The sequence below is a fragment of the Embleya sp. NBC_00896 genome, assembly GCF_045207785.1.
Classification (GTDB): Bacteria; Actinomycetota; Actinomycetes; order Streptomycetales; family Streptomycetaceae; genus Embleya.
This window is the reverse complement of sequence record NZ_CP108777.1, coordinates 178,412-195,338: the sequence shown is the minus strand read 5'-3', so window position 1 is coordinate 195,338 and position 16,927 is coordinate 178,412. Positions and strand designations below refer to the sequence as shown.

The window sequence follows — 16,927 nt, the reverse complement described above, 5'->3', positions numbered from 1 at the left end:
ACAAGGAATCAGCGTGATCCCCCTCGGCCTCGGCGAGATCGCCGCGATTGTCGGCGGGACGGTCGAGGGCGACCCGTCCGTGACGGTGACCGCGCCGGCCGTACTCGACGGCCGGCAGGCCGAGCCGGGCGGCCTCTTCGTCGCCTTCGCCGGTGAGCACGTCGACGGCCACGAATACGTCGGTCAGGCCGGACGGGCCGGCGCGGTGGCCGTGCTCGGCTCCCGGCCCACGCTGCTGCCCACCGTCGTCGTCGAGGACGCTCGGGCCGCGCTGCAGGCGCTCGCCGCGCACGTCGTGGCCCGGCTGCGCGATGGCCTTACCGTGGTCGGGGTGACCGGTTCGCAGGGCAAGACCAGCACCAAGGACATGCTGGCGGCCGTGCTTTCGAGCGCGGGGCCGACGGTCGCCACGATCGGCTCGCTCAACAACGAGCTCGGTGTGCCGCTCACCATGCTGCGCGCGGACGCGGCCACCCGGTTCCTCGTACTGGAGATGGGAGCCCGCCACATCGGCGACATCGCCGAGCTCGCCGGCCTGGTGGCGCCCGACATCGGCGTCGTCCTCAACGTCGGCCAAGCGCACCTCGGCGAGTTCGGGTCGCGCGCGGCCATCGCCGAAACCAAGGGCGAGCTGGTGCGGGGGCTCGCGCCCGGCGGCACCGCCGTACTCAACGCCGACGATCCCTGCGTGGACGCGATGCGCGCGCTCACCGACGGCCCCGTGCTGACCTTCGGCCGGGCGGAGCACGCCGACGTGACGATGCTCGGCCTGGATCTCGACGGGCTCGGCCGTCCGTCCTGCACGCTGCGGACCGCCGACGCCTGCGCATCCGTCGCGCTGCCGCACGTGGGCGCCCACCAGGCGCACAACGCGTCGGCCGCCGCTGCCGCGGGGCTGGCGGCCGGAGTACCTCTCGACCTGGCCGAGGCGGCGCTGGCCACCGCTTCCCTGTCTCGGTGGCGGATGGAGCTGCGCGTCCTCGCCGGTGGCGCGACGCTGCTCAACGACTCCTACAACGCCAACCCCGACTCGACCCGCGCCGCCCTGGACGCGCTGGCGGCGATCGAGGGTGGGCGCCGCGTCGCCGTACTCGGCGAGATGCTCGAACTCGGCGACGCCAGTGCGGCCGAGCACCGCGCGATCGGGGAGTACGCCGCCGCCCGCGCCGACGTGGTGGCCGTGGTCGGCGAGGCCGCCCGGTCGATCGCCGACGGAGCGGGGGAGCGGGCGGTGGTGCTCGACGGCAACGGCGCGGCCGTCACCTGGCTGCGCGGCCACCTCGCCGCCGACGACGTGGTGCTCGTCAAGGCGTCCCGCGGGGCCCGCCTCGACGAAGTGGCCGCCCAGCTTACGTAATTGGGCCTCCCGCCTGCTGCCGGTCGGGCCTACCGCCCGCGGCTGTCGGGCCTACCGCTCGCGGCGCCTCATGTAGAGGTCGAAGGCCCGGTAGACCATCGGCCGCAGGGGCAGGTCCCACTCGCCCACGTACCTCACCGCCTGACCACCGGTGCCGACCTTGAACCGGATCAGTCCGACGTGCGGGTCGTCGGCGTCGAGGGTGGGGGTGATGCCGCGCAGGTCGTAGACGTCGCAGCCGGCCGCGAGCGAGTCGCGGATCATCGCCCACTGGCAGGCGTTGGAGCCGCGCACCTCGCGCTTCTCGGTGGAGGAGGCGCCGTAGGAGTACACCGCGTGGGCACCGACGCGGACCAGGATCGTGGCGGCGACCAAGTCGTCCTGGTGGCGGGCCAGATAGAGCTTGATCCGCTCGGGATCCTCCGCGCTCAGCGCGGCGAACATGGTCTCGAAGTAGCCCAGCGGCCGGGGCGTGAAGCGGTCCCGCTCGGCGGTGTGGACGTAGAGGTCGTGGAAGGCCTTCAGGCCCGCGCCGACCGTATCGACCGTGACCTCGACTCCCTCCTTGGCCGCCTTCTTGATGTTGCGGCGCCACTGCTGGTTCATGCCCTTGAGGAGCTGCTCCTCGGTCCTGCCGGCCAGCGGAAGCTCGTACTTGAACTGCGGATGTCCGACCCCGAAGCCGTCCATAGGGCTCTGCGGCAGCCAGCCCGCACCCCTGAGCCGGCCGGCCACCTGGGCGCCGACCGGGTCGGACCACTGGCTGGGCACCTCGGTGAGCCGCTTGGTGCCCGGGTCGGCGACACCCTCCTTGACCTGGACGGCGCTCCAGGTGTCCGTGCGCACCGGCGGGCCGAGCCGGATCGCGAACGCGCCGTGCGCCTTGAGATGAGCCGCCAGCGGGTCGAGCCATACGCCGAGATCGCCGGTCCAGTCGATGACCGGGCCCTCGGGCAGATAGGCCAGCGTGAACCGTTCGAGCTTCGGCACCGGGCGGTGCAGGACGAGCCCGGCACCGACCAGCTGCCCGCCGTCGAACCAGCCGAGGGACTCGCTGCGCCACTCGGTCTTCACACGGCCCCAGGCCGACGTCTGCGGGAAGCCGGCCGACCGCTGGGACCGTACGAACGCCAAGTGCTCGGTGGTGCTGATCGGCCGGACGGTCAAAGGCCCGCCCGAGGCGCCGGCCCCCGAGTACCGCCGGGCTCCGGCTGCTGTGTGTACTGGTTCGCTGTAGGACATGCCGCCAGTCAAGGCAATGCGGTGTTGCAGGCGCGTATGCGGTTTTCGATACGCCGGCGATATGTTCCGGAACTTTCGGTCCAGCCCGTTCCGGCACGTCCCGTACCGGGATGCGGTCACCAGCTGACGCGGGCTGCCACCGGCCGGTGGTCGCTCCCGGTGGCCGGCAGCACCCACGAACTCCGCGGCTCCACGCCCCGGGTGAGGATCTGGTCGATCCGTACCATCGGGAACTTCGCCGGCCAGGTGAAGCCGAAGCCGTTCCCGGCCGCGTCCTGGGCCGAGTGCAGCTGCGAGGTGATGCCGTCGAGCGCGCGGTCGTCCGTGGTGCCGTTCATGTCGCCGAGCAGCGCCACCCGCTCGTTCTGCTCGGCGGCGACGGCCTTGGCGAGCGCCTCGACGTTCCTGTTCCGGCTCTCCGTCCAGAAGCCTCCCCTGGGATTCACGCGAACGGATCCCAGATGGGCCACATACACGGCCAGCGGCCCGTGGTCGGTGGCCACCGTGGCACGCAGCGCCCGGTTGTCGACCGCCTTGACGTCGGCCGGCTTGGAGTCCCCCAGCGGCCCGACGTCCTGCGCGATGTCGACCGGCCGGATATCCGACAGCGGCAGCTTGCTCCACAGCCCGACCGTGCCCTGTACCGAGTGGTACGGGTACGCCTTCGCCAGTTCCTTCTCGTACATCGGCTTCGCCTGTGCGGTGATCTCCTCCAGGGCCAGCAGGTCCGCGCCGGAGGCGGCCAGGTCGCGGGCGGTGCCGGCGGGGTCGGGGTTGTCGGCGTCGACGTTGTGGCTGACCACAGTGAGGTCGCCGCCCGCGTGTGACTTGTCGATGAGTAGCCCGCCGAAGAGGCTCACCCACGTCACGACCGGCAGCAGCAGCGCGACCACCGCGGAGGCGGACCGACGCCACAGCGCCCCAGCGAGCAGCACCGGGATGAACACGCCGAACCACGGCAGGGCGGTCTCCACCAGACTGCCGATGTTCCCGCTCCGGTTCGGTATCTGCGCATGCAGCAGCAGGAGCAGGCCGAGCAGCAGCGCCGGCGCCGCGAGCCACCGGCCGCGCTTCCACGGCCCCGGCTGGGACAGGCCGCCGATCGCTCGGTGGATGACCGAGCGCTTCACTGCGGTCTTGGTGGTCTCGGCGGTTTCGGCGTTCACGGCGGTCTCGGCGCGCCCCTCCGCTTCGACCTGCTTCCGCGCGTCCGCAACGTCTTGTCTTGGTTCACTCATTGATCAAGTTCCTGAACTACTTGGCTGAATGCGGTGCTGGGGCGGGCAGTTGAACGGCGATACGCAGGCCGCCGTCGGCGCGCGGGGTGAGGGTGAGGGATCCGTCGTGTACGTGGACGATCCGCTGGACGATGGCCAGGCCGAGGCCGACCCCGGCGTGGTCGTTGTGGATGCGTTCGGTGCCGCGCTGAAACGGTTCGGTCAGGGTCGAGACCAACTCTGGGGAGACCTTCTCGCCGCTGTTCTCGACAGTGAGTACCGCGCTCCCGGAGCGGACGCCGGTGCGGACCCACACCGAACCGCGTTCGGGCAGGTTGTGCACGATGGCGTTGTGCACGAGGTTCGTCGTCATCTGCAACAGCAGCGCCGGCGACCCGGAAGCCGTGGCGATGTCACCGGAGGTGTCGATGGCGACCCCGCGTTTCTCGGCGAGCGCGAGCAGTGTCTCGGCGGCCTCTTCCACGAGCAGGGACAGGTCGACGGGCTCCCGGGTGAAGGCCTGCTTATCGGCGCGGCTGAGCACGAGCAGCGCCTCGGTGAGGTCGATCGCCCGGGCGTTGACGACGCGGAGGCGCGCGACGAGCTCGTCGATGTCGCGGTGCGGATCGTTGCGCGCCACGTCGAGAAGAGCCTTCGTGGTCGCCAGCGGCGTGCGCAGTTCATGCGAGGCGTTGGCGGCGAATCTCTGCTGCTCGGCGACGTGTGCTTCGAGCCGCTCCAGCATGATGTCGAAGGCATCGGCGAGTTCGCGGAACTCGTCCCCGCGACCCGGCAGCCGGATGCGGTGGGAGAGCGATCCGTTGGTGGCCATGCGGGTGGCGTCCGTGATGTGGGTCAGCGGAGCGAGCATGCGGCCGGCGAGGATCCACCCTCCCACGAGGCCGAACACCAGCAGGAATGCCAGTACTGCGGCTGCCCTCGGAGCGAATTCGTTGAGAAGAGCGGACCGGACGGGGAAAACACCGCCACTGGGCCTGTCATCAGGGTTGTAGAGCATCGCACGGTCAGGGACGTACCTCAGGAGGAACACCCACACCGCCCCCATCAGCAGGGCGCCGGCCAGCATGAGGAATCCGGCGTAGCTGAGGGTGAGCTTGACGCGCACGCTCACACCAGGCCGCCTATCCACGACTCTGCCCCTCGCGTCCGGTGCCGGGTGCGGTGTCGATGCGGTAGCCGACGCCTGGCACGGTGGCGATGATCCAGGGTTCGCCGAGCCGTTTGCGCAGGGCCGAGACGGTGATCCGTACGGCGTTGGTGAACGGGTCGGCGTTCTCGTCCCAGGCCCGCTCCAGCAGTTCCTCGGCGCTGACGACACCGCCTTCGGCGGCGACGAGGACTTCGAGTACGGCGAACTGCTTCCTCGTGAGCGCGACATAGCGGCCGTCGCGGTGGACCTCCCGGCGGAACGGGTCGAGCCGCAGACCTGCGATCTCCCGCACGGGCGGCCTGCTGTGCGCACGCCTGCGGTCAAGTGCCCTGAGCCTGAGGACGAGTTCCTGAAGTTCGAACGGCTTCGTGAGGTAGTCATCGGCGCCGAGCTCGAACCCGGTGGTCTTGTCGTCGAGGCGGTCGGCAGCGGTGAGTATGAGGATCGGCATGCCACTGCCGGAGGCGACGATGCTCTTGGCGACCTCGTCACCGCTGGGCCCGGGAATGTCCCGGTCGAGGACGGCGATGTCGTACGTATTGATGCTCAGCAGCTCCAGCGCGGTATCGCCGTCACCTGCGATGTCCGCCGCGATGGCTTCCAGGCGCAGGCCATCGCAGATGGCCTGCGCCATATAGGGCTCGTCTTCGACGATCAACACACGCATTCTCCGAGGCTACGAGCCCCGACATATCGTCGTCGTATCGAAAACCTCATACGGGACGGCAACATGCCGCGGCCTTGACGGCAGGCATGACCTTCAGGACCTTCAGCGAAAAGCCCCGCGCCGCGGACCGCCGTAACCGATCGACTCTCCTTGCGGCCCTTGCGATCGCCGGCATGACGCTGGTCGGCGCTCTCGGCTGCCAGTCACCAAACTGCCGTGCGACCAGGTCCTGTTGGTAGCGTGGGTGGCGGTAGCCGGCCAGCCACTTCACGTTCGCCGGCAGCACCGGGTCGATCAGCCCCACCCTGCGAAACGACCACCCTGCCAATACACAGTCACCGCATCGGCCGACCACCCGCTGCCCCGCATGCTCGAGGCCGGACTGTTCGTCACGCTCAACTCGGACGACCCGCCCATGTTCGGGACCGACCTCGTCAACGAATACCGCACCGCCCATCGCATGGGGCTCGGCCGCTCCCAGCCGGCCCACCTCGCCCGCAACGGCGTGCGCGCCGCGTTCCTCGAACCGGCGGTCAAGGCCGCCCTCCTCGCCGACATCGACGCCGTATGCGCGGACGCGGGAGTGGAATCCACCGAATAGCCAACCGCACGGGTACCGGCACAGAGTGGTGCCTGTCCGGACGGACGTTCCGCAACCACCGGCACCCGTAAGAGCAAGGACGAGAGGTGTCGACCCCCTGGTGGGGTCGACACCTTCCTTGTCGTCCACGATGCGGGAGCGGTAGGCGATCACGAGCCGGACGCGGGCCGGCCGATCGTCTTGGCCTTCGTCGTCCTGTTGGTACGGAGCCGACCACGGTGACGCCCCGCCCCCGGACGGCACGCCGGTATCGAGCCTGGTCGGCGGGCCCTTCTGCGGGCACTGGCATACGTGCGGGCGAGCCGGCCGCGCGGGCCCGTCGTTGGTCGCCGACCCATTGCCCGATCGGGTACGACGTCGAAGCAAGCCGTCGGCCATGGTCCCGGTCGACAGCTTGAGGGGGCCGTGAGGCGCAGGGCGGTACGGGCTCGGCTCGGGGCTGTGCTCTACCTGAACAGGCGGTCGCCGCTGGTGGCCATGCGGTGGGTGGCGCTGTGGCGGTTCACCCAGTCACGGATGGAGTTGATGGCGTTGGCGCACTGCCGGCTGTTGTCGTAATCGCGCACTCCGGTGAAGCTGCCGTAGCCGGCGATAATGCCGTCCACGCGTGCGTCACCCAGCAGTTTGTCGACGTACCACGGGTCGTTGTAGGTGGTCGTCCAGGAGAATGTTGCCGCGAGTCGTCCGGCGGCGCGGTCCGCGGCGCCCTTCTTCAGTTCCGTGCACGTGTTCCAGGTGGCTTCCGTGCAGTTGCCGAAGCCCTTGGTGATGTCGGAGTCGCCATAGTCCATCGCCCGGCGACCGGCCGGGAAACCGGAACCGGACCGGTCGAAGGCGCTGCGGACCTGGTCGCGGGTCCCGGTCGTGGTGATGCCCTCCAGCGGGCCGAGCCTGCCTTCCAGGCTCTTCCAGCCCCTGCCGCCGACGTCCGGGGTGCTGCCGCCGTGGTACTCGTAGAACCCGTAGAGCACCTGGATCCCGGCCGCCGTCAGCCTCTGGGACTTGTCACGCAGTCCGGCGACGCTGCACGTGCGGTTCGGCGCTTCGCCGCAGTAGTTCGGGTCCTTGATGTCCAACCAGACCAGCCCCAGCCGGCGCCCTGCGTTGGCATTGGCGAGAATGCGATCGATCATGCTGTCGAAGCTGGGGCCCAGTCGGGCCTCACCGGCCGAGGAACAGTCGTGCCAGGCCCGCCATTCGTTCGGATTCCACCAGGCACAGACGTCGATCTCGATGGCGTTGGCACCATGGGCCAGCGCGGCGTCCACGCCGTCCAGGGTGTCGACCCGGTGCGCGATCGCGTAGATCGCCTGACGCTGATCGGCTGCCGCCGCCGGCGTCGTACCGAGCGCGGTGACGCCGATGATTCCGAACAGTGCCGCCAAAAGCGCCAGTACCCTCCGCGGGCCGGTGCCGTGTCGGTGAGTGGTCAAGGAAGGCACTCCTTTATGTCGATGTCCCGAAGCGGACAACCGATCTCACCAACCGCACCGACGGGTAGGCAACCCTTTCGACTCACTCCGATGTGTGTTGAGAAAACAATCGGGTGGATGAGAACAGAAATTCCTGGGATGGTCCAATCACCGCCTCCCCGACCGGACTTCCACCGATTTTCCGCTGCCGCGCAACGTCAGTCCGGCCGCGCCGCCGGGTGCCGCATCGAGGGTGGACAGCCGAAACACGGTTCCACGTGCGAAGGCTCCATCACAGTTCGCGTTCGTCCAGAATGCCGCGCTTGCCGAGTGCCGAGCACGCCCGTCGATGGTGAACGTCACGTCGAGGCGTCCGAAGCCGACGTGGGGCCGGGCCCACCGCGACCGCGCACTCGGCCTGAAGTCCCCGAGCCGCCAGGCGCACCTGATCGGCGTGAACGGCTTCCACACCACCCTTGAGGCCCGCGCCCGCACCCACCCCGACACGAACGTGAAACGCTGGTCCGGCAGCGAGGCGCGTTGGTACGGGCCGTGGGCAGCCGCTTGATGCCCGGCTCAGAGAACCTTCGTCCTCGGGGTTGTCCAGTTGATGAGCATGATGCCGCCGCTGGCACCGCTGGCCAGACCGAACAGTGCGATCTTCATGCCGGGGTGCAGACGGCCTTGTTCGGTGGCGAGGGCGAGTTGCAGGGGGAGGGTGGCCGCGGCCATGTTGCCCGTACGCGCGAAGGTGGGCACGACCGCCTCGGGACGGGCGCCGACGCGTTGCGAGATGGCGCGCACGAACGGGACCGACGGCTGGTGGAGGCACACGAGGTCGAGTTCGCCGGGATCGGTGTCGTGTTCCTTGAGCCACTGGGCGGCACGGGCGTCCATGCCGAGGAAGGAGGCAAAGAGCCGCTGGGAGTCGATGTCCAGTCCCTGGGGCAGGCCGGGTGCCTGGTAGGGGTTGAACAGGGTGGCGGCGGGCCAGCCGGTGGAGTTGGCCATGAAGGTGGCGGCGATGATCCCGGGCTCGGTGCCGGCCTCGACGAGCAGGGCCGCGCCCATATCGCCGCCGGTCATCGAGGCCAGCGCGGTCCGCATCTCGTGGCGGCTGGTCATCGTCCAGCGGCTGAGCCGGCTCAGGGTCTCACCACACGCCACCAGGATCCGTCGATAGCGGCCGCAGCGGATGAGGGCATCGCCGACTTCGAGGGCGTTGAGGACACTGTTGCAGGCGTTGGAGATGTCGAAGACCGGGCAGGTCAGACCCGTCTTGGCGGCCACGATGTGCGCGTTGGCCGGTTCCTGGACGTCGGCGCTGACGGAGGCGAACAGCAAAAGGTCGACCTCGCCGGGCTCCAGCCCGGCCCGGGCCAGTGCCTTCAGCGCGGCGTGCGAGGCCAGGTCGGAGGGCAGCACCCCGTCGTCGGCGACCACGCGCTCCTCCAAACCGTACGTCCGGCGCAGCAGACCGGCGGGGATCCGCAGGGTGGGGCTGTGTTCGCGCAGCCGGTCCTCGATGGCTTCCACGGTCTGCCGACCGGCGGGCAGGTGAACGGCGACCTGCGTGATCCGGCTGTAGGAGACGCTCACGCCGCCGTCTCCACGGCCGCGGTGGGCACGGTTGCGGTGCGGGGCAGGCCGGTGACGGCGTGCTTGACCCGGTCCGAGAGCCACAGCGGTGACATCGTGTGGAGCGGGATGAGGAACCGGGCGTCGACGCCGACGGTGTAGCGCGGCCTGGGGCGCCGCGCGGACAAGGCGGCCGCGATGACCCTGGCCACCGGTTCCGGGCCGGGGACACGTCGGTTGACGGCGGTGAACAGCGCACGCGAACGGTCGTAGCCCGCCCCGCCGCCGCCGGGGTCGGCGCCGGCGAGGTCGGCGAGGTCGGCGACCGCACGCTCCAGCATCGAGGTCGCGAAAGCGCCCGGTTCGACCAAGGACACCCGCACTCCCGCGTGCGCGGTCTCCACCCGCAGGCAGTGCGTGATCGCGCTCAGCGCGTGCTTGCTGGCGCTGTACCAGCCGCCCATTGGCCACGGCACCCGCCCCAAACCGGAAGACACGTTCACGATCCGCCCGCCACCGCGCCGGCGCATCCCCACCAGCGCCAGCCGGCAGATCCGCATCGCACCCAGAAGGTTCACCTCCAGCAGATGACGCGCCTGCTCATCGCTCACGTCCTCCACCGAACCCGCCTGCGGCACACCGGCGTTGCTCACCACCGCCCACGCGCCACCGCCCGTCATCTCCTCCACCCGCGCCATCGCCTCACGGCAGGAAGCCGCATCCGCCACATCCAGCACCACCGCCTGCAGCCCGAGCCCCCGCTCGACCGCGGCGGCGACCAGAGCATCCGCCTTTTCCCGACTGCGCACGGTGCCGATGACATCCCAGCCCGTCGCGGCCAGCCGCAACGCCGTCGCGGCACCGATACCGCCGCTCGCCCCGTGACCACCACACTGCGCCCCGCGCGGTGGCCGGCCGGGGTGTCCGTCGAAGCCATGTGCGCCCGCCTTCGCATTCCCTGACGGCCCGCGTCCCGCACGCCACCGCATCCGGTGCTCAACGAGCCGGGCGGGGCGCGGATGCGGCCGGTACCGGCAATCCGGCGAAGCTGCATCCCGCGTTGCCACGACGGCCACGACCCCTGCGCTTCGACGTGAGCGACCGGGCAGCGTGAGCAGACGCGCGGGTATGGCGGGGCATCACAGCGTCAACATCCACCGCTGGGACGCGATCGTCCGCGCCTGGGCGGCCGGCGACGAACGGGTGCCGCAAACCCCGACGGCCGGCAAGGCCGCACCGCTTGTCACGGCGATCGCCCGGCCGGGGGTGCTCGATCGCGACTGCCGCGCCGGCACGCTGACGCGCGAGGAATGCTTCCGGGAGAGGAACGAGCTGTACAACACGTACTTCCCGTGAGAGCGGGTGCCCAGATCACGGGCCGGCTGGCGATCCTGCGTTCCAGCGAGCACTGTGGCTGCCGGCTGCCGGCTGCCGGCTGCCGGCTGCCAGCCGCCAGCCGCCGACTGCCGGCCGCCGGTCCGGCCGCGCGCAGCGCGGTGCCCGCCGGCTGTCGCCGACGTGCTCGGGTCAGGTGCGGCGTGCGGCCCACACGGTGCGTTCGGTGCGGACCGCGAGGTCGTTGCGGCGCAGGATGCTCAGGGGGCTGTCGGTGTCGAGCAGCCGGTCGAGGGAGGCGAGATCCTCGGCGGTGAGGGCGTGGGCGGCGCTGTCGCGCAGGCGCTTCAGGCTGCTGAGCGCGTAGTGGCCGACCGCCTCGCTGCGGGAGCCGTCGACGTTCACGGTGATCGTGCGCTCGCCCTCGACGGTGAACCCGGCGGCGGCCAGCCTGGGGCCCCAGTCGGCGCCGCGGTGCGGCACGTGCTCGGCGTGGTGGTGTGCGAGGGCGGTGTGGCAGCGGTCCTCGAGGCCGGGCCGCTCCCGGGGAGCGTCGGCGGGCAGGAAGCGCGGGAAGTCGGCGAGCTCGACGACGGCGAACAGGCCGCCGGGCGCGAGCAGTTCGTGGACCGTGCGCAGGGCGCGGTCGGGGTTGGCCATGTGGTGCATCGACGCCGACGCCCACACCAGCTCGGGCCGGCTGAGCTCGGGCCAGTCCGCGTCGAGATCGGCCGGCACCGTGCGCACCCGGTCGGCCACCCCGAGCGCCTCGGCCCTTTCCCGCAGGCGGTGCAGGTGGCCGGCCGACGCGTCGACGGCGGTCACCTCCGCTTCGGGGAAGCGCGCGAGCAGGGCGAAGGCGCCGGCCCCGGTCCCGCATCCCAGGTCCACGATGTGGCGTGGGTCCCGCTCGATGGGCAGCCATGCGGTGATGGACGTGATGTGCTCGGCGAGTACTTCCGCGTCCAGGTCGAGGAGTTCCGCCTGGTCGCCCGAGTCGGGGGTGTGCCGGGGAGCGCGGTGCGCGTCGTCGTGTGCCGCGTGCGGGGAAGCGTGGGTCATGACAGCCACGCTAAGCGGATCTTGCCGTTGCGGCAGCATGGTTCCCAGTGTGCGCAAGACGATGGCCGGATGAATTGCCGAACGCGCAAGAGGCTGTCTCGGGGGAGGGGGCGGCGCATGCCCCACCATCGTCTTTCGGCGTGATCGTGCGGAGCGGGGCCCGGGACGTTTTACCGGCAGGCCTGACCGCTGTCTCAGGCGTCGTCACCGCGCTGGTGGCCGCGGCGGGCGTCGCGGTCGAAGATGCCCAGAATCTCGCAGGGCCCGCCCTCGGCGCCGATGGCGTGCGGCAGCATCGTGGGGAACTCCACCGCCTGGTTCGTCTCCACGCGAATGCGCCGGTTGCCCAGCAGCAGAACCGCGGTGCCGGACAGGACGACGAGCCATTCGCGGCCCGGATGGGCGCGCATGCGTGAGGGGCTGTCGGGTGGCGGGTCCGTCATGCGCCGGCGCACGACGCTCGTGCCGGGGTCCGCCTTCATGGGCCAGCGCATGAGCCCATGGGCCGCGTCGATCATCGGGCTGGTGACGACGTCGTCGGCGGCAGTCTCGACGAGCTGGTCCAGGGAGGTGTCCAAGGCCCGTGCGAGGGCGACGAGTTGGTCCAGGGCCAGACGGCGCCGGCCGTTCTCGATGCGGCTGAGCGTGGACTGGCTGAGCTTGGCGCGGGTGGCCAGTTCCTCCAGCGTCCAGCCCTGCGCCACGCGCAGGGCGCGGATCCGCTTGCGTACCAGGCTGTCCATCTCGCCACCGTCTTGCGTCATAGGCAACATCGTATGCCTTAACCGCAAGCCGTGCGTGCTTATCGTCGTGAACGCGACACCCCGGTGGATACTCGTACACCACCCCGCCTGGCTGTTCGAGCGCCGACGCCGGGCCGAACAGGTCCTGGTCAGCGCCGTTGTCACCGCCCACCTGCTCGGCGCCGGGTCGCGGTATCGGATCCGCGCGGTTTTGGGACGCCTGATTACGAGCCTTGTCTCCGGGCGTCAACGCGTACGGGTTGCGGTGATGGCGGTGGTGAGGTCGTCCCACAGGTCTTCGACGTGTTCGCAACCGACACTGAGGCGAAGCAGGCCGGGCGGGACGTGTTCCTGGCCGGGGAGTTTGGCGCGTCGCTCGATCGTGCTCTCGACGCCGCCGAGACTGGTGGCCGAAGTGACGACGCGCACTGCGGCACAGACGGCGTCGGCGTGCGCTGCGTCGACGAGTTCGAAGGCGAGGACGGCCCCGAAGCCGGTCGTCTGCGCGGTTGTCCGAGCGTGCCCCGGGTCGCCGGGCAGGCCGGGGTAGCGAACGCGGGTCACCGCCGGGTGCTCGGCCAGGCGGCGGGCGAGGATGCCGGCGTTGTACTCGCCTCGCTCGAGGCGAATCGCCAGGGTGCGGATGCCGCGCAGCGCCAGAAAGGTTTCCAGTCCCCCGGGAGTGGCGCCTGCGAGTGCTCGTCGATGACGCAGGCCCTCGGCCGTGAGGGCCTCCGCGGCGACGGCGAGACCCATGAGCAGGTCGGAGTGTCCGCCGACGAATTTCGTGGCACTGTGCACGACGATGTGCGCACCCAGTGACAGGGGTTGTTGGCGAAGAGGCGTGGCGAACGTGTTGTCCACGACGACGATGCCGCCGGCCGCGCGGCCCGCGGCGCACAGTGTGGGGAGATCCGCGACCTCCAGGAGGGGGTTGGTCGGGGATTCGAGCCACAGCAGATCGGCCGGCGTTTCGTCCGCCAATGTCGCCAGGACCGCCTCGGTATTGGCGACGTCGACCCTTTCGACGTCCCAACGTCCGTTGTCGGCGCCGTCGGTCAGAAGAGCGCCCACGCCCAGGTAGCAGTCGGTCGGCGCGATCACCCGTGACCGGACCGGCAGAAGGTCCAGTACCGCGGCGGCGGCCGCCATCCCGGAGGAGAACGCGACGGCCGAACCCCCTTCGAGGTCGCCGACCACCGACTCCAACGCCTCCCAGCCCGGGGTGGCGTCGTCTCGGGCGTATTCGCGGGCGCCGTCGACGGCCGCGTGATCCGCGCTGTGGAAGTTGGACGCCATCACGATCGGAACGTTCAACGGTCGCCCGCCGCCCGCAGGGCGCCCTCCAGTGATCACCCGGGTCTGCATCCGGGTCGTGTCCCGCATGCCGGGCACGTCTTCCTTGCTTGACAAGGTTCCTCCCAAGGTCGAATCGATCTCGATACAGTGCACTATAGTGCTCTGATAGTGCACGACGCATGGAGAGCGGGAACGCGCCCTTGAGGAACGCCGTCCTTCGGGAACGCTGATCGGTCACCTCTCGCTGCCCGAGTAAGCGGGACAGGTCAGCGTTCACGAACCAGGTCCCGGCTCCGGGACACGCCCTACCCAGTAGACGGGATCGCGCCATGCAACTGCCTCCATTCTTGATCGAGCGCATGTTCGCCAAGCATGAGTTCACGTGCCGGGTGAACCTGACCGGATCAGACACCGAAGGACTGTCGCTGGACGCGCTCTGGGAGGTCGCCCCTGCGGACACGCGTCGGTGGTACGAGTCCCTGACGCTGGGCTACACCGAATCCCCGGGCCACCCGCTGCTGCGGGAGCTGGCCGCCCAGTCCTCCGGTCTCCGATCGGGGTCGGCGGTGCAGGTCTTCGCCGGCGCCACCGAGGCAGTGTTCGTACTCCTCAACGCCATCCTCGGCCCCGAGGACCACGTGGTGGTCATCGGCCCCACCTACCAGCTGCTGATCGATGTGCCACGTGCGATCGGGGCCGCGGTGTCCGAGATCTGCCTCCGGCGGGAGGATGGCTGGCGATTGGACGTGGACGAGGTCAGGCGCGCCCTGCGGCCGAATACTCGGCTGATCGTGGCGAACTTTCCCCACAACCCCACGGGAGCCTTGCCGGAAGCGCCGGTCTTCGAGGAGCTTCTGGGTCTGGTGGACGGCACAGAGACCCTCCTGCTGAGCGACGAGATCTACCGAGGCATCGAACTGGAGCCGCAACGCCGACTTCCGTCCGCGGCGGCGATGACGGCCAACGCGATCTCGGTCACGGGGGTTTCGAAGGTACTGGGCATGGCCGGGGTCCGAATCGGCTGGACGGTCACGCAGAACGCAGCGGTGACGGCGCGCCTACTGGACTACCGCTACTGGACGACGCTGGCCACGAGCGCGCCGAGCGAGGTCCTCGCCATCGCGGGCCTGCAGGCGGCTCCCGCGCTTGTGGATCGCGCGAACAGCCTGGTCCGCGCCAACGCAGGGGCGCTGGCGTCGTTCGTGGAGTCCACGCCTGGGTGGGACTGGGTGCCCCCAGTCGGTGGGACCTGCGCCTACCCGTGGCTGACGGCGACGGAGGCTCGGGCGTTCTCCGAGTGGCTGGTCGATCATCACGGTGTGCTGTTGGCTCCTGACGTGATGTTCGGGCATGCCGGTCAGCACCTGCGATTCGGCATGGGCAGGGAGCTGTTCTCCGAGGGGATGGCCACGCTCGTCCAAGCCTGGCCGGAGTGGCAGCACGAAACCTCCTGAAGAGCGCCCGGATCGCCGGCGCGCTCACGTCGCCTTCGTCGCGGGCGACGGAGACGATCCGGGAGACAACCCGGCCCTGGTCCTGGGCACGGCACGCGGCACCCGGCACGCGCCGACTGGTGTCGGGACTGACCCTGATCGGCATCGTCGAGGCACCCTGACGTCTCCCTTCGCAGGCGACTGCAAAGTTTGGTGCACTATAATGCCCTGGGAGTGTCGGATGGGGAGGCTCGGGAGATGGCGGAAGCTCCGGATGTGGCGGGAGCGATTGCCGCGCGAGTGCGTGGTGGGCGCCTCGATCGGAGGTGGACACTCGACGAGATGGCGCAGCGCTGCGGAGTCAGCCGCCGCATGCTTGTGAATATCGAGCGGGGGTCCACGAACCCGAGCATCGGTACGCTCCTGCGCATTGCGGAAGCGCTTGGCGTGGGTTTGCCGTGGCTGGTCGATGTGGTCCGTCCGCCCTCGCTGTCGGTTACGCGTGGCGGTACGGCCCCCGCGCTGTGGGAGGGGTTGTCGGGCGGGCGGGGTCTGCTCGTGGCCGGGTCCGAGGGGCCCGACGTGATCGAGCTGTGGGACTGGACGCTCGCCCCGGGTGAACGACACGAGAGCACGGCGCACACCGAAGGCACCCACGAACTCATCCTGGTCCTCGAAGGACGGGTGGAACTGACCGTGGGCACCTCCGCGGAGGTGTTGGCGACTGGTGATTCGGCCTCGTTCGCGGGAGACCTTCCGCACGCGTACGCGCACGTTGATCCAGCCGAAGGGTCCGCCCGCTTTGTCTTGAGCGTCCTTCAACCCACACATCGGTCGGTCCGGGCGACGACCACCAGTCGCGAACCCGGTCACGGCTCGTCGGCAAGCTCCCCGTCCTGACGCATCTGCTCGGTTCGTAGTCAGCGGCTGCTGCGGTACGGCGTCCAGCGGATGTGCTCGAACGGATTCCACGCACTGGGATGGTCGGGGCCGTCGATCCTCCGGCGCAGCACCAGGGCGACGGACTCGGCGTAGGCGGCCGGGGCCTGCTCGGACCCACCCTGGCTGACCGTCAGCCAGACGTCGCCGACCTGCCAGACCCGGTAGTGGCAGTCCAGGCTGCGCTCCCAGTACTTGGGGCGGTCGTCCACGGCGCAGCCCTCGTGCTCCGGCTCGCCGAGCATCCGCTCCACGGTGTCTGCGACGCTGCGCCAGTGGGCGTCGAAGACGGCGCGAGCCGTATCGTGGGGGTGCCGGGTCCAGTTGGGAACGAACCGGTCGAACTCGCGACGGGTCTCGGTGTGGTCGGCGTCGAACAGCTCGCCTCCCCGCCAGTGCACCTCGTGGTAGGCGGCAACCTCCACCGAGATCCGGTCGCACAGGAGGCCCGGCACCGTCTCGTCGTACGGAGCCTCCTGGAAGTGCCAGACGACCCCGTCCGGCGAACTGACCTGCCTGTACTCGGGGTTCTCGAGGTTCTGCGTATCCCACCAGTCGACCGGGGGCCCCAGGCCGCAGGCGTCCCATCCGTCCAGAACCGAGCTCTCCGTCCAGTCGGGCAGCCGGGCGAAGGCGAGCAGGTTGCGGATGAGGCTGTCGTCAAAGCCGAGGGTGCGGAAACACATTGGGCAGCAGGCTACCGGAGCGCGAACGTGCAGACGTTCGACGCGGTCCGCTGTCATGTCTACTGCTGACCCGCCAATCCTCCCTTCCCCGCAGGTCGTTCCCGCGTCCGTGCGGTTCGCGGGCGCGCCACCACCCGGTTGCTTCCTCCCGGCCGAGCGGTGCCGGACGTGGGCGGGCCCGCGGA

Annotated in this window: 18 protein-coding genes; 7 read left to right on the top strand and 11 right to left on the bottom strand. The window is 70.1% G+C overall.

Annotated features, from left to right (window positions below; all coding sequences use genetic code 11):
• Positions 1-13 precede the first annotated feature (13 nt).
• Complete coding sequence (gene murF, locus OG928_RS34105) at positions 14-1,357, top strand: UDP-N-acetylmuramoyl-tripeptide--D-alanyl-D-alanine ligase (RefSeq protein ID WP_331765865.1); 1,344 nt, start codon at positions 14-16, stop codon at positions 1,355-1,357.
• 51 nt (positions 1,358-1,408) lie between these two features.
• On the opposite strand, the gene OG928_RS34100 is transcribed toward murF, so the two are convergent.
• From OG928_RS34100 to OG928_RS34085, 4 genes are all read right to left on the bottom strand, one after another.
• Positions 1,409-2,599 carry a peptidoglycan bridge formation glycyltransferase FemA/FemB family protein gene (locus OG928_RS34100; RefSeq protein ID WP_331765864.1) on the bottom strand — a complete coding sequence of 397 codons (1,191 nt, stop codon included), beginning with the start codon at positions 2,597-2,599 and terminating at the stop codon, positions 1,409-1,411.
• Between the two features lie 116 nt (positions 2,600-2,715).
• Complete coding sequence (locus tag OG928_RS34095; protein ID WP_331765863.1) at positions 2,716-3,837, bottom strand: endonuclease/exonuclease/phosphatase family protein; 1,122 nt, start codon at positions 3,835-3,837, stop codon at positions 2,716-2,718.
• A gap of 16 nt (positions 3,838-3,853) precedes the next feature.
• Positions 3,854-4,966 carry a HAMP domain-containing sensor histidine kinase gene (locus tag OG928_RS34090; protein WP_331765862.1) on the bottom strand — a complete coding sequence of 371 codons (1,113 nt, stop codon included), beginning with the start codon at positions 4,964-4,966 and terminating at the stop codon, positions 3,854-3,856.
• A complete protein-coding gene (locus tag OG928_RS34085; RefSeq protein WP_331765861.1) occupies positions 4,959-5,654 on the bottom strand; it encodes a response regulator transcription factor in 696 nt (231 codons plus the stop codon). Before OG928_RS34085 ends, OG928_RS34090 begins: the two co-directional genes overlap by 8 nt.
• A 244-nt stretch (positions 5,655-5,898) precedes the next feature.
• Here OG928_RS34085 and OG928_RS34080 point away from each other — a divergent pair, with 244 nt between their 5' ends.
• Entirely contained in the window at positions 5,899-6,255 is a 357-nt protein-coding gene (locus OG928_RS34080) for a hypothetical protein (RefSeq protein ID WP_406291415.1), read from the top strand.
• 446 nt (positions 6,256-6,701) lie between these two features.
• Here the strand turns inward: OG928_RS34080 and OG928_RS34075 are convergent, their stop codons facing one another.
• Entirely contained in the window at positions 6,702-7,640 is a 939-nt protein-coding gene (locus OG928_RS34075) for a phospholipase (protein WP_406291413.1), read from the bottom strand.
• Between the two features lie 376 nt (positions 7,641-8,016).
• On the opposite strand from OG928_RS34075, the gene OG928_RS34070 reads away from it, so the two are divergent.
• Positions 8,017-8,235, top strand: a complete 219-nt coding sequence (locus OG928_RS34070; protein WP_331765859.1) for a replication-relaxation family protein — start codon at positions 8,017-8,019, stop codon at positions 8,233-8,235.
• Positions 8,236-8,243: 8 nt separating this feature from the next.
• Here the strand turns inward: OG928_RS34070 and OG928_RS34065 are convergent, their stop codons facing one another.
• Both OG928_RS34065 and OG928_RS34060 read right to left on the bottom strand, forming a co-directional pair.
• Entirely contained in the window at positions 8,244-9,266 is a 1,023-nt protein-coding gene (locus tag OG928_RS34065) for a ketoacyl-ACP synthase III (protein ID WP_331765858.1), read from the bottom strand.
• Complete coding sequence (locus OG928_RS34060; RefSeq protein ID WP_331765857.1) at positions 9,263-10,234, bottom strand: SDR family NAD(P)-dependent oxidoreductase; 972 nt, start codon at positions 10,232-10,234, stop codon at positions 9,263-9,265. The genes OG928_RS34065 and OG928_RS34060 overlap by 4 nt, the downstream gene beginning before the upstream one ends.
• Positions 10,235-10,373: 139 nt before the next feature.
• On the opposite strand from OG928_RS34060, the gene OG928_RS34055 reads away from it, so the two are divergent.
• On the top strand, positions 10,374-10,601 hold the full coding sequence (locus OG928_RS34055) for a hypothetical protein (protein WP_406291411.1): 228 nt from the start codon (positions 10,374-10,376) through the stop codon (positions 10,599-10,601).
• A 171-nt stretch (positions 10,602-10,772) separates the two neighbouring features.
• Here OG928_RS34055 and OG928_RS34050 read toward each other — a convergent pair whose 3' ends face one another.
• The 3 genes from OG928_RS34050 to OG928_RS34040 form a co-directional block, all read right to left on the bottom strand.
• Entirely contained in the window at positions 10,773-11,642 is an 870-nt protein-coding gene (locus OG928_RS34050) for a class I SAM-dependent methyltransferase (RefSeq protein WP_331765855.1), read from the bottom strand.
• 194 nt (positions 11,643-11,836) lie between these two features.
• Positions 11,837-12,406 carry a helix-turn-helix transcriptional regulator gene (locus tag OG928_RS34045; protein ID WP_331765854.1) on the bottom strand — a complete coding sequence of 190 codons (570 nt, stop codon included), beginning with the start codon at positions 12,404-12,406 and terminating at the stop codon, positions 11,837-11,839.
• 225 nt (positions 12,407-12,631) lie between these two features.
• Entirely contained in the window at positions 12,632-13,858 is a 1,227-nt protein-coding gene (locus OG928_RS34040; protein WP_406291408.1) for a trans-sulfuration enzyme family protein, read from the bottom strand.
• A gap of 185 nt (positions 13,859-14,043) precedes the next feature.
• Here OG928_RS34040 and OG928_RS34035 point away from each other — a divergent pair, with 185 nt between their 5' ends.
• From OG928_RS34035 to OG928_RS34025, 3 genes are all read left to right on the top strand, one after another.
• The gene (locus OG928_RS34035) at positions 14,044-15,138 is read left to right on the top strand and encodes an aminotransferase class I/II-fold pyridoxal phosphate-dependent enzyme (RefSeq protein ID WP_406291406.1); all 1,095 of its coding nucleotides are present in this window, start codon (positions 14,044-14,046) and stop codon (positions 15,136-15,138) included.
• Positions 15,117-15,299: a hypothetical protein gene (locus OG928_RS34030; RefSeq protein WP_331765851.1), complete on the top strand. Its 183-nt coding sequence runs from the start codon at positions 15,117-15,119 to the stop codon at positions 15,297-15,299. Before OG928_RS34035 ends, OG928_RS34030 begins: the two co-directional genes overlap by 22 nt.
• 76 nt (positions 15,300-15,375) lie before the next feature.
• The gene (locus OG928_RS34025) at positions 15,376-16,017 is read left to right on the top strand and encodes an XRE family transcriptional regulator (protein ID WP_331765850.1); all 642 of its coding nucleotides are present in this window, start codon (positions 15,376-15,378) and stop codon (positions 16,015-16,017) included.
• Between the two features lie 20 nt (positions 16,018-16,037).
• Here OG928_RS34025 and OG928_RS34020 read toward each other — a convergent pair whose 3' ends face one another.
• Positions 16,038-16,742 carry a hypothetical protein gene (locus tag OG928_RS34020; protein WP_331765849.1) on the bottom strand — a complete coding sequence of 235 codons (705 nt, stop codon included), beginning with the start codon at positions 16,740-16,742 and terminating at the stop codon, positions 16,038-16,040.
• Between the last annotated feature and the right edge of the window lie 185 nt (positions 16,743-16,927).

What these genes read in the sequence shown, in the direction of transcription:
- OG928_RS34100 (WP_331765864.1), bottom strand. Translation starts at nt 2,599, where the DNA reads ATGTCCTACAGCGAACCAGTACACACAGCAGCCGGAGCCCGGCGGTAC.
- OG928_RS34095 (WP_331765863.1), bottom strand. Translation starts at nt 3,837, where the DNA reads ATGAGTGAACCAAGACAAGACGTTGCGGACGCGCGGAAGCAGGTCGAA.
- OG928_RS34085 (WP_331765861.1), bottom strand. Translation starts at nt 5,654, where the DNA reads ATGCGTGTGTTGATCGTCGAAGACGAGCCCTATATGGCGCAGGCCATC.
- OG928_RS34070 (WP_331765859.1), top strand. Translation starts at nt 8,017, where the DNA reads ATGGTGAACGTCACGTCGAGGCGTCCGAAGCCGACGTGGGGCCGGGCC.
- OG928_RS34060 (WP_331765857.1), bottom strand. Translation starts at nt 10,234, where the DNA reads ATGCGGTGGCGTGCGGGACGCGGGCCGTCAGGGAATGCGAAGGCGGGC.
- OG928_RS34055 (WP_406291411.1), top strand. Translation starts at nt 10,374, where the DNA reads ATGGCGGGGCATCACAGCGTCAACATCCACCGCTGGGACGCGATCGTC.
- OG928_RS34050 (WP_331765855.1), bottom strand. Translation starts at nt 11,642, where the DNA reads ATGACCCACGCTTCCCCGCACGCGGCACACGACGACGCGCACCGCGCT.
- OG928_RS34045 (WP_331765854.1), bottom strand. Translation starts at nt 12,406, where the DNA reads ATGACGCAAGACGGTGGCGAGATGGACAGCCTGGTACGCAAGCGGATC.
- OG928_RS34035 (WP_406291406.1), top strand. Translation starts at nt 14,044, where the DNA reads ATGTTCGCCAAGCATGAGTTCACGTGCCGGGTGAACCTGACCGGATCA.
- OG928_RS34025 (WP_331765850.1), top strand. Translation starts at nt 15,376, where the DNA reads ATGGCGGAAGCTCCGGATGTGGCGGGAGCGATTGCCGCGCGAGTGCGT.
- OG928_RS34020 (WP_331765849.1), bottom strand. Translation starts at nt 16,742, where the DNA reads ATGTGTTTCCGCACCCTCGGCTTTGACGACAGCCTCATCCGCAACCTG.